Source organism: Comamonas sp. (assembly GCF_009360615.1).
In the GTDB taxonomy this organism is placed as follows: Bacteria; Pseudomonadota; Gammaproteobacteria; order Burkholderiales; family Burkholderiaceae_C; genus Comamonas.
The window spans coordinates 231,536-242,768 of sequence record NZ_SPEY01000017.1; the positions used below are offsets into that span (position 1 = coordinate 231,536).

General features: G+C 33.3%; 9 protein-coding genes and 1 pseudogene. 6 read left to right on the forward strand and 4 right to left on the reverse strand.

What is annotated here, in order from left to right; genetic code table 11:
• Positions 1-112: 112 nt before the first annotated feature.
• The 6 genes from E2583_RS04710 to E2583_RS04735 all read left to right on the forward strand — a co-directional run bounded on the left by E2583_RS04710 (position 113) and on the right by E2583_RS04735 (position 7,562).
• Positions 113-502: a hypothetical protein gene (locus E2583_RS04710; RefSeq protein WP_194596617.1), complete on the forward strand. Its 390-nt coding sequence runs from the start codon at positions 113-115 to the stop codon at positions 500-502.
• 284 nt (positions 503-786) lie between these two features.
• The gene (locus E2583_RS04715; RefSeq protein WP_194596618.1) at positions 787-3,363 is read left to right on the forward strand and encodes a TraC family protein; all 2,577 of its coding nucleotides are present in this window, start codon (positions 787-789) and stop codon (positions 3,361-3,363) included.
• 12 nt (positions 3,364-3,375) lie between these two features.
• Entirely contained in the window at positions 3,376-4,245 is an 870-nt protein-coding gene (locus tag E2583_RS04720; protein WP_291593580.1) for a hypothetical protein, read from the forward strand.
• A 32-nt stretch (positions 4,246-4,277) separates the two neighbouring features.
• Positions 4,278-4,895 carry a signal peptidase I gene (gene lepB, locus E2583_RS04725; protein ID WP_194596620.1) on the forward strand — a complete coding sequence of 206 codons (618 nt, stop codon included), beginning with the start codon at positions 4,278-4,280 and terminating at the stop codon, positions 4,893-4,895.
• 18 nt (positions 4,896-4,913) lie between these two features.
• Entirely contained in the window at positions 4,914-5,978 is a 1,065-nt protein-coding gene (gene traF / locus E2583_RS04730) for a conjugal transfer protein TraF (RefSeq protein ID WP_194596621.1), read from the forward strand.
• 15 nt (positions 5,979-5,993) lie between these two features.
• Positions 5,994-7,562 (forward strand): conjugal transfer protein TraH, encoded by a 1,569-nt coding sequence (locus E2583_RS04735; RefSeq protein ID WP_194596622.1) that lies wholly within the window; start codon positions 5,994-5,996, stop codon positions 7,560-7,562.
• A gap of 258 nt (positions 7,563-7,820) precedes the next feature.
• Here the strand turns inward: E2583_RS04735 and E2583_RS04740 are convergent, their stop codons facing one another.
• From E2583_RS04740 to E2583_RS04755, 4 genes and pseudogenes are all read right to left on the reverse strand, one after another.
• Positions 7,821-8,438, reverse strand: a complete 618-nt coding sequence (locus E2583_RS04740; RefSeq protein WP_291593583.1) for a hypothetical protein — start codon at positions 8,436-8,438, stop codon at positions 7,821-7,823.
• 219 nt (positions 8,439-8,657) lie between these two features.
• Positions 8,658-10,412 (reverse strand): UvrD-helicase domain-containing protein, encoded by a 1,755-nt coding sequence (locus E2583_RS04745; protein ID WP_291593586.1) that lies wholly within the window; start codon positions 10,410-10,412, stop codon positions 8,658-8,660.
• Positions 10,413-10,664: 252 nt separating this feature from the next.
• On the reverse strand, positions 10,665-10,958 hold the full coding sequence (locus E2583_RS04750; RefSeq protein WP_291593588.1) for a hypothetical protein: 294 nt from the start codon (positions 10,956-10,958) through the stop codon (positions 10,665-10,667).
• 20 nt (positions 10,959-10,978) lie between these two features.
• A pseudogene (locus E2583_RS04755) lies at positions 10,979-11,233 on the reverse strand (hypothetical protein); the annotation flags it as partial.

Here is an 11,233-nt window from a genome sequence, read left to right on the forward strand (position 1 = left end):
CTTAAACTTTTTTGTTATTTATATCTAGCATTAATAAAAAAAAGATGTAAAATTCTTAAATGCGGGTTTGAGAGTCCTGCATAAACAGCCATCAATAAGTAAAGGAATTGCCATGCAATTAGTTCTAAAAAAATTCAATTTCGCTGATCTTGCATCTAACAAAGTTGCTCGTTTAATGTCTTACGTTACATTAGCTTTTGTTGCGGTGCTTATGTTCGCTGTACTTAACGAATCATCTGCTATTACAGAAGCGCAGCTTAAAACTGCTTCAACGGGTGGTGCTGATAAGTCTGGTACAGTAATGAATACCCCTGTTTTATGGGTAATTAACTTCCTGAAAGGAACCGGTGGTTTATTCGCAACTGTGTTAGCTTTCGTAGTTGGTCTATATGGTGCGATCTTCGCTAAATCTTTAATGACAATCATGATCGCGGTTGGTATTGGTATTGCAGCAGTTTTCGGTCCTGCAATTTTAATGTCAATCTTCGGTGCTGCAATCTAAGTTATCTTAAATTGCTTCTATCAAAACTCGCGTAAAGCGAGTTTTTTTATATCTAAAAATTAAGTTATCGCCTCATCAAGCTTGCAAAGCATAGATTTCATTAGCATTACTGAAAAATATACAGACCTAAGAGAAACTAAAAATCAGTAATTCACATCAAATCTATAGCCTGAATTTCTTCTCGATATAATTAATTATTAATAAAACAATTTATTTTATTGTGGATATTTATAATAAAATATTTATAATAATTAAAATATTTAATATACAATTTCGGATGTGTTATGCAACTAAAAGCTTCTGTCATCGATAAGATGCTACACCGATACCGTTTATCAGACCTGACACCAGTTAAGAGTCCTACAGAGGATAATTTCTTTTACTGTGAGAATAATAAGAAACAGTCATACATTGGTGCATGCTTCATGGCAACACCGCTCAATGGTATGAATGACCAAGGGTATGACCAATTTGTAAGTGCAATTTCGGTTAAGCTACCTCCAAACTCAATAATTCAAATCTCCCATCCATCAACCAATCATGTTGATGACCAGATTGACAATTACTATGAAAATAAATATCGAGCAATTAACGAAAATTTTGGACTAACTCAAAAACAAAAAGAGAATTTACACTCAATTGTGTTAAGAAGAACTGAATCGCTCAGAGAGGCTAAGAGTGTTCCTCCAATACCCGCAAACGGAATTACTTTAAGACAATCACGTATTTTAGTTTCCGTGAAAGTACCTGCCGACTTGCAATTAAGTGAATTTGATTTACAAAGAAGCAAGGAGCTGATTCTTACAGTATATGAGACTCTTAAGAGTTCTGTATTACCAGACTTAAAACAACTCAGTAAAAATGAATATTTGGCACAGTTAAGAGCAATTATTTTCCCTTTTGAGCCACTAGACTATAATTATGATGAGTTCCAAGATATATCAGCACAAGTATTTAAAAAGACTACAGAAACCGATAACAGCGACCCTACCATAACTAAGATAGGTGATTCTTATTTATCAGTACTTTCTGTCGATGCCTTGCCTAGCCCAAATACAATTGCATTGACCAATTTGTTAGTTGGAGACCCTAAAGGGACAACCCAACAAGTAGGTTGCCCGTATCTTATTAATTGCACAATCATTATTCCAGATACTCAAGAAGAAAATCAAAGAATCGATTTTGACTATGCACAAACTGATGATACAGCTACACCTTGGGCTAGAAAATTCTCACCAAAATTAGTTGATAGATTAAATGGGTTAAAGCTATTACGTGACGTAACTAAGCGAGGAGAAACACCTTGTCGGCTATTCTTTAATATTACCTTATTCAGTAAAGATAAGAATAAATTACCCCGAATTGCATCAGTTTTAGATGCTTATTATAGTTCGAAAAATTTAAAAGTCGTAGCTGATAGTAAGATCGTTTTACCCCTTTTTTGGAATTCTTTACCTTTATATCCAAGCATAGAATCTTTAAAAAATACAAGCCGAACTTCTCGAATGACAACATATCGTGCGGGAACATTTGCTCCATTATTTGCTGATTTCCAAAATCTTAGAGGCGATTTTAGTCAGATATATTATACCCGTAGGGGTAATATTTTTGGATTTGATCCGATGGCAGGACAAAACCATAATGGTATGGTTTTTGGTTCTTCCGGTGGTGGTAAATCTGTATTTGGTCAAAACTTCTTATCACAAGAGTTTGAGTCTGGTGCCTTAATTCGCATTATTGATGAGGGACAATCATATAAAAAATTATGCAAAGCACTTGGTGGTACGTTCATTGAATTTACGGACCATAGTGATGTTTGTTTAAACCCATTCACTTTGGTTGAAGATATAAATGAGGAAGTAGATCAGTTAGCTCGTGTAGTAAAACAAATGGCTTCACCGACTGAAAATTTAGGTGACTTTGCGATGTCTAAAATTAAGCAGGCTATTAAGTCTGTATTTAGTAAAAGTGCGCAAAAAACTACAATTACGGATATAGCTGACTTCTTTCTGGTGCAAGAAGAAGAAGAAATTCGAAAACTCGGTACTCAGTTATTCGAGTTTACCGAAGATGGATCATACGGGAAATATTTTAATGGAGATAATAATCTCGATTTAAATGCTCAGATGGTTGTTCTTGAGTTAGAAGCTTTAAAAACCAAACCACAACTAAAGACAGTTGTGATGATGATGCTTTGTACTAAAATTCAAGAGGATATGTATCGTAACTTTAACTACTCAAGAAAGTTCGTATTTTTTGAAGAAGTTACAAGTTACTTTCAAGATCCTCTTGTTGGTGCATTCATTGCTGATTTCTATGAACGGATTCGTAAATACCGTGGGGGATGTTGGTTAGTAACCCAGAATGCAGAGAAGATTCAAGAGTCAGCCGCACTTGGTAAAGTTATGACTAATGCAAACTATATGGTCTATCTTCCTTATGTTGCAGAACAAATCGACATAATGGCTGATAAAAAACTTATTAAAAATGATAGTTATATTATAGATACATATAAATCACTGCGATTGGCAAAAGGTGTATATTCAGAAGCAATGATTTTTGAAAATAGCACAGAAAATGTTTCTGTTATCAGAACAATTCTAAATGATTATGAAAAAATATTATATTCATCTAGTGAGGAATATTTTAGACCTTTCTTAGATAGAATTGATGCAGGTGAGGATATTGCTGATATTATTGATTCTTATCTAGGTTTAGAGATTAAGAAGAAAAACCTAACTAAAGCTCATTCTAATCAGGATATTAATGAAATTAAAGCACGTATTCAAAGTGGCGAGAATATCGATCAAGTACTAAGTGAATATAAGCGAAATCTCCTCAACATTGAAAAAAATCATTAATAGGATAAGATTATGAATGAAATTAGTGTTAATACCCCTATCTTTGAAGAAGCGAAAGAAGAAGGGGTTTATAATAAAAATAAGATTGTTAGATTGATTAATAATCTTATTGAACCTGAACAATTAAATGATTCGGATGAAACAGTATTAGGTGGAGTTCTGCTGTCGATCAATGATAGTGACACTAAAAATTTAAACTTAATTCAATTGATTAATAAGATTGAGTTAAATAAAACAAATGCATCAAAAGCTCTAATCGAGAAAATATATTCCAACACAAGCATTCGCTTACAAATAGGTGAATACAAAAAAGCGAAAAATAAAGAAAACCGTAAGTGGATTTTTTGGCTATTAATAATTGTAGCTTTGATAGGCTTATTATTAGCATATAAATTTAACTTAATTAAGCTCCCAATCTCACCCGCTAAAGAAGGAGCAAAGGTTGTTGTACTTGATACTGCAAGGTTAGCATACTCGGCTACAGTTCCTTACATGAATATGCAGCTTTCGCCTGATCAAGCTCAAAAAATATCGATTCAGTATCGTAATAACTTACAGAAAGAAATTAAAAAGTACGTTGATAATGGTTATATCATTATTAACAGAAGTAATGTCTATGTTACTTCTGAATCTAATGACATTACTGACAAACTCATTAAGGATTTAGGTTTAAAACCTATTGCCCGAGAAAAATTTGATGCGGATTATTCGAATCAACAAAAATATGATGTGCTAAAAAACTTCGCACAATTAAATGTTGGTGACTATGAGAATGAGGCTTTAAATGATGCAAATAAAACTCTGAATGAACAAGCTCAAAAACAGCTAGATAATTCTCAAATCATTACAAATAATGAAGGTCAATCTATAGATTTAGAATAGTAAATTTGTAGATGAAAAGTAGAGTATTGGTGATGAAATCAAGTCTTAAAAATAATCCAGTTGTTAAATTTATGGTATCACTTGTAATGCCATTGTTTGTTTTTTTGAAAGAGTTATTTATTGCTTGTAAAGGTCGCCGATTAACTGTTCTTTGGATGGCTGCCTTATTCTCATTTATATATATTAGTAGCCAATATTATAGTGTTAAGTTGCAGAATAAGTTTGGGATCGCGGTAGATATAAGTAATATTTCTTCTAATGATCATATAATTTTTAAAGTTAATAAAGGAATTAGAGACTATAAAGATTTAAAGAAAGGAGAATATATAGCTTTCAAAACTGACAAGTTGGAACCTTTTGTCAGTCAGGATTTTACTATTGTGAAAAAAGTTATAGGTAAACAAGGTGATCATATTCAGATTGTAGGCTTAAATGTTTTAGTGAATGGAACCAAACATGCTGAACTTAATCCAATCGCTTTGAGCAAGATCAATAAATCTGTGAATCAAATGCAAACTGATTATATCGTTCCTGAAAACGCCTTATTTGTTTTGGGTTCATATAAAAGATCGTATGACAGTCGATATTGGGGAGTCCTGCCAGTTAAACAAGACACCAAATTAGACATTGCTACCCCAATTTTGTTTTAAAACAGGAGAATTAGAAAAGTGAGAAAGAAAAAATTACTGGTTCTTGCTGCTTTAGCTCTCCAAGTTACACATGTTTCTTCGGCATTGACTGAACAAAGACAACAAGCTTTAAAGAATCAACCTAATACACAAACCTCTGAAAATTTTTATGAACGTAGAAGTGAAGGTTGGTATTGGTATGAGGACCCTCAAGCGAAGAAAAAGCAGCAGAAACAAGTGCCACCGACAGTAGTACAGCAACCTAAAAAAGTTGATATTTATGACCCTAAAACGAATAGATACAACGAACCTATAGTTGTTCAGGCTACTCCCGCTCAGCCCAAACCGTTATCTACTGAATGGCTTAAAGTGAATATGCCTAAGGCATTACAAGCTGCCATGGATAATCCTTATGATGAGAATGGTCGTCCAAGTAAAGAGATGGAAACATATATGTATTTCCAAAAATTTGCTTTGGATAAGTCTCAAAACTTTGCTAAATCGGCTACAACTTTGACTCAATTAGACCCATTTTTGGATGAAACTAATCGTGTTCCAGTTGATACCGCATCAAATAGAGTTTTCATGGCTGCTGCGGAAAAAGATAGAAAAGAAATTTTGAATTACCTATCCAAAACAACTGGTTTATGGTTCTTCTATGATACAAGTTGCTCATTCTGTACAGCACAATATGAATTTCTAAAAGATTTTAAAGCTGAAAACAATTTTAAAATATTTAATATATCTATGGACGGAAAGCGTTTGCCGAAAATGGATAACAATGAAATAATATTACCAGATAGAGGGCAGGCAGTTAATCTTCGTTTAAGGATTACTCCATCAATTGTTTTACTTGCACCACCAAACAATTTTTATGTAGTTAGCCAAGGGCTAATTACTCAAAGTTCTTTAGAATCAAAGATTTTGTTAGTTGCAGAACAACAAAATCTACTTCCAAAACACCTTAAAGATAAGCTTGACCCTTATGCAAAAGGTGTAGTAACACCACAGCAAATGAAACGTATGCAGCAAGTGGAAAAAGAGTTAAATGATGATCCAACTAAAATCGTTGATTTAATCAAGAAAGCAGTTGGTAATGAGTAATAAGGTTGATTAACTATGTTGATAAAACAAAAAACCGGAAAAAATTTGGTTAATATTCCAAAAACGTTTCTAAAACCTTTACGTGTTTGTTGCTTATTGGCAACTGTCCTTGGTGCAAGCCAAACAGCGACAACTGGTGGTTTGGATAATTTCATGTCTGATATGTACAGCAATACTACGGCACCCGGCATGTTCCAGACACAACAACGCGGAGTAATTTCCGGAGGCTCTTATGTCGGACGTTTTGGAATTAAATCTATTAATTTAGTTTCTTTTGATCCACCTCGCGTTAGTGCAGGATGTGGTGGAATCAATTTGTTTGGTGGTTCATTTAGTTTTATTAATGCCCAAGAACTGACTCAGCTTTTACGTGCAATCGCTCAGAATGCATTGGGCTTACTTTTTCAGCTTGGATTGAATGCAATTAGTCAGCCATTATCTTCACTGTTAACTACATGGTCTGCAAAGTTACAAGAAATGAATGCTTTGTTGAAAAATAGTTGTGAAGCTGCTCGAAAACTATTCCAGATTGATAAAACTGGCGGTGAGATGCTGAATTCTATTAAGAGTTCATTTGGTGAAATCAAAACTCAAACTGGTGGTTTCAAAGATTATTTTAGTAATGTGCAAAAGAATTTTACAAGTGGTTGGAACTCACTTCGTGGAAACTCACCAGATGGTCAAGCTACTACGAGAGCTGACAAAGCAATTCAGGAATTGCCGAATGTTGGTAACGTATCGTGGCGTGCAATTAATGCCTCTGATAGCTTTAAAGCTATTCTACCTAATAGCGGTGGTAGCGATTTAGAAGCTAAATTAATGATTATGAATGTTGTTGGTACTGAAGTATTTAATGCCTCAGCACAAACAAGTAGTGGTGATAAAGATTGCGCCACTGGATCAGGACAATGTGATCCAAAACCTGCTATTTATAACAGTACAATTGGTATTGCTGATTTGATCTCACCACAAGACAGTAAGCCATTTTATACTTGTCAGTCGGGGGATACTTATGATGAAGGATGCCAAAAACTACCATTGGCGGAAGGCAAACTATCAACTTATTTCAAAGGTATTGCTCGTATAGTAAACAAGAACCTATATGGTATTGACAGTTCAAGTGTAGATTTGGACCGTACACTAATTGCAAGTGCGGTTAATAGTGGTAAGGGAATTGTAGGTAAAGCCGGCAAAACAAATATTGAATCAATACTAACGGGCGAGGAGAAAGCTTTTTATGCTAGTGTCAACTCACAGTTGATTGGTTATATAGCTAAAGTGAATAACCAACCGGACCAAGTTATTTTGATTGCAGAGCATATTAGACCGATCATTATCAATGATATGGCTGTAAAACTTGCTAAGAGTTTAGTTGATTCATCTGTATTAACTTTTAATGGCTCTACAGTGAAAGCTTCGCCACCACAAAGCTTTGATGACAACCTAACACGTTGGCGCAGAGAAATTGCTCAGTACGAGATCACACCTAATGAGCGGGTTAAACAGTTTAATGAGTTAGAGCGTATGGTGGGAACCATTGCTAATAGTTTGCCGGTTAACCCTATATCGGTTAGTACTAGATAAACAAGGAAAACCTCCAATTGGAGGTTTTTTCTCTTAATGCCAAGTGTTCTTTTTATTATGAAATCTAAATTAATCAATATTGCAAAGTCAGAAACAACATATTTTAATATCATAATAGGATTATGTATTTTAACTTTCTTTTTGAAAAATATTTACATTCAATGTGTTTTGTTAGCAATTGTAGCGATGATGAGTTATTTAAAGAAAAGTGGAAAAATATTTAAAAATAAAAAGGACCATTAATTTTGGTCCTTTTTTTTAAAGTTCATTGAATAAATTTTTGTTTTCATTGTCAAAATTATCAATCGATAATTTGTCTAAAATTGAATATGTATCAACAACTTCTTTAAGAGTTATCTTGTTGTCTTTTTTTATTTGAGTGATGTGTTTTTTTAATTGCATATCATTCTTGTATTTCAATAAATTAGGTTCAGTTAAAAAAATTCTTAAACTTAATTCGTCAATAGCTTCATTATTATATTTATTTGTAATACATTCTTTAAATGGCACAAGCCTTTCAAAACTAATATCTTTAATAAAATAGGTTCCTCTACCAAGCCCTTTACTTTCATATCCAACATCATTTTTGTTAATTTTAAACAATGACTTGCATTCATTTATGTAAAAGTTAGTGAGTTTTTCCTTTTCAAAATATGCTTCTTCCCCCTGTTCTTCATTATTACTTTTAGTGTAAGAATGATAACTATTGGTTTTAGAGGAGAGGGGGGAAGTTAGTTCACCTAGTAAACTATTTCCAACTTTCCATACTTTTTCTTCATTTAGTCTTTCTACAGTAATATCACTTATATGATCGCTACAACCATACGATAATGCTAAAACTGGTAGAGTTAGTAGTGATAATAATATTTTATTCATAGAATAATCTCAAACAAAGTATATAACAAAATTATTGTTTGGGGCTTGAATGCTCCTGTAAAGTAATTAACTATTACTACTGACTCATTGAGGTTGAGCCTTTAATATAGCTGCATTGTTTTAAAATCATGGAATGTAATACAATTAAAATTACAGTCATGATGACAAGACTTATGGCTTTATTCATTTGAACAACCTTGTTTTATCAGATGGTAAGAGCTAATCTAAATTATTTCGTAACTTTTCCATTAAAATGAAAAATTCACTTAGATTAGATGCATAGAGTGTTTTTTTTGCGCGTGTGATAGCCACATAAAGCAACCGTAATTCTTCTACTGGCATATCTGATATACGGTAAGTTTGATCATGCATACGTTGATCTAACACACCTGATTCAATTGATGGAATAATACCTTCAATAAAGCTGTTACTATTAGGAATCAGTTTTAGGGTGTTGGGAAATGGAATCAGCTCCCAGTTTTCAAGATATAGCTCATCTGTAATATCCTTTTTAAAACGTTGCTCAACTCCACTAAATTTATTAGGCATTAAACTCAAATCAAAATCTGATGAAATGTATACTGAATTCCATTCAAGACCTTTTGCTTTATGAACAGTAGTAATTACGCATTCAGCTTCACTAGGATTATTGCCTACACGATCAAGTATTGAATACAGGGTGGAAAAACTAGATGAAAATTGATTGATTAACCGTACCATTGACGCAAAATCGTTATCTGACTTGTTTAGTTCAGTGTATTCAATGACATCATCCCATTTATCGAAAGCACTTAAGTCGGGGTGGTATGTTTTGACTCCTTTTATAAGTTGTTCGGCTGCCTCTAACCATTTTTTTATCTCATAAACATCCGCTAACATTGCATATTTGCGGTTGGGGAAATTCTGCAATTGACTAACTAATTCGCTAAATGCTCCTTTATTAGTCCGGCATAAAATCGCATCACATTTTACTGCTGCATCATGATCGTACAATACCTCAGTATGCACATTTGGATTACCTATCAACGGTACTGACTCACCTAAGCAAGCAAGGATAAGATTCGCATGATTTGCTAGGTTCTCACCAAATCGAAAAGTATGTGTTAATCGGGAGGTAGGCAAATCTAATTTTTCTAAACTATCGGTAGCTCCTCGCCACTCATAAATTTGTTGATATTTATCTCCTACGTAAAAACAAGGAATAGACTGATTTGAAACAATGAAATTCATTAACTCATCACTGTCTTGCCATTCATCTAGTAACAAATAATCGTATCCGGAGATTTTTGGGTTTGATAAAGCCCAATATTTCACATAAACATCATGAGAAATATTCAAATTATTATCAAGAGCGATAAGATCATTCCAACGGCGGTTCGCAACAGGTAATAGCTCTTTTATAGCAGCGTTATTCTCCACTGGCTTTAACCAATCTAGTTGATCAAAATGTTTTTCCAGTAATACTGAATCACTCGATTTACAGAAATTTTTAATAGCATCATTAACATATTGCATTTTTTGATGAGGCGTAAAACGGCGCGATCCTCCACGTTTAGTGATCTCCATAAATTTCTTATAAGAACGATGTTTCAATTCATCTAAATATGAGTCGGAATACTTACAATCACTATCTTTTAAGTGGTACATGACCGCAAGGTCTTTGGGATAATTTTTTGGGTTAAATACCTTTTTACTTAAATTTTTAGGTACATGTGAATGAGCAAGTGAATGAAAAGTTTTGCATGTAACACTATCATCAAAACGAGATTTTGCCTCATCTGCAACGGCGCGATTGAAAGCTAAATAGAGACCTTTCTTGTTGATAGAACCGAGGGCAAAGCTAATAGCTTCTAATGTTTTTGTTTTACCTGTACCGGCATAAGCTAAAATTTTAAATGATTTTAACTTTAGGGCAAATTCTTCGCAGTGTTGCTGTTCTTGATTTAAAGTATTAGCAGTTAAATCCTTATTCATGACTCATTCTACCCATATTATTTATATATAAAATATACCACAAAATAAAAATATTGTACAAGATATTATTTTCTATTTTATCCCCTTTTCTTGTTGATAAAGTTGCGGAAAAATCAGAAATTAGGCTAAAAAACGCACAACAATCAATAGTTAATATTTATAAAATTTAATAGTATAAAAAATAATCAAATGATTTTTTATATTTAATATTATTAAAAAAAGGAGACTATGAAGTCTCCTTTTTTAAAGAATTTAACTTTTACGGTTCATTGCTTTATCTCTATCATTCCGTTGATCATCTAAATTTGGAAAAATTACTGATCTTGGTGAGTGCAAATTTTTCAAAATGTCCTTGTGACTGATCACAACTTCTTTAAATTGTTTAATCATAAAAAGAACGACATAGTTGAAGAACCATAGAAGGGCGGGAATAACCATATCTTTAACAAACCACAGGGTCAGTTCACGCAAAGGTTTAATAATTACAATAATAAAAAATATCGCAATTAAGCTAATAATTATTAACTCAATATGAGAACGATCCATAAACATACTTTATCTCCTGCTCAACATACAGATTCGCGCACAATTGCACGAAGGTTTAACCCTTCAACGTCATCCATCGCAAAATGGTTGAACTGTACATTTCCAAACTCTTTAGCCGCATTGTCTGTTAGTGTAGTTAATGGTACACGGAGATGATATAGGTGGGTACCGCCATAATACAGAATGCAATCACCAATCGGAATGTATTTAAATTCCTCTGTTTTGACATGGTAAACTTCTTCTTCACGTTGAGTGAAGTTTGAAGCTCTATTAGC

Excerpts from the sequence above, each read along its gene's own strand:
- E2583_RS04710 (WP_194596617.1), top strand. The coding sequence starts at position 113 with ATGCAATTAGTTCTAAAAAAATTCAATTTCGCTGATCTTGCATCTAAC.
- E2583_RS04715 (WP_194596618.1), top strand. The coding sequence starts at position 787 with ATGCAACTAAAAGCTTCTGTCATCGATAAGATGCTACACCGATACCGT.
- E2583_RS04720 (WP_291593580.1), top strand. The coding sequence starts at position 3,376 with ATGAATGAAATTAGTGTTAATACCCCTATCTTTGAAGAAGCGAAAGAA.
- lepB (WP_194596620.1), top strand. The coding sequence starts at position 4,278 with ATGAAATCAAGTCTTAAAAATAATCCAGTTGTTAAATTTATGGTATCA.
- E2583_RS04735 (WP_194596622.1), top strand. The coding sequence starts at position 5,994 with ATGTTGATAAAACAAAAAACCGGAAAAAATTTGGTTAATATTCCAAAA.
- E2583_RS04740 (WP_291593583.1), bottom strand. The coding sequence starts at position 8,438 with ATGAATAAAATATTATTATCACTACTAACTCTACCAGTTTTAGCATTA.
- E2583_RS04745 (WP_291593586.1), bottom strand. The coding sequence starts at position 10,412 with ATGAATAAGGATTTAACTGCTAATACTTTAAATCAAGAACAGCAACAC.
- E2583_RS04750 (WP_291593588.1), bottom strand. The coding sequence starts at position 10,958 with ATGGATCGTTCTCATATTGAGTTAATAATTATTAGCTTAATTGCGATA.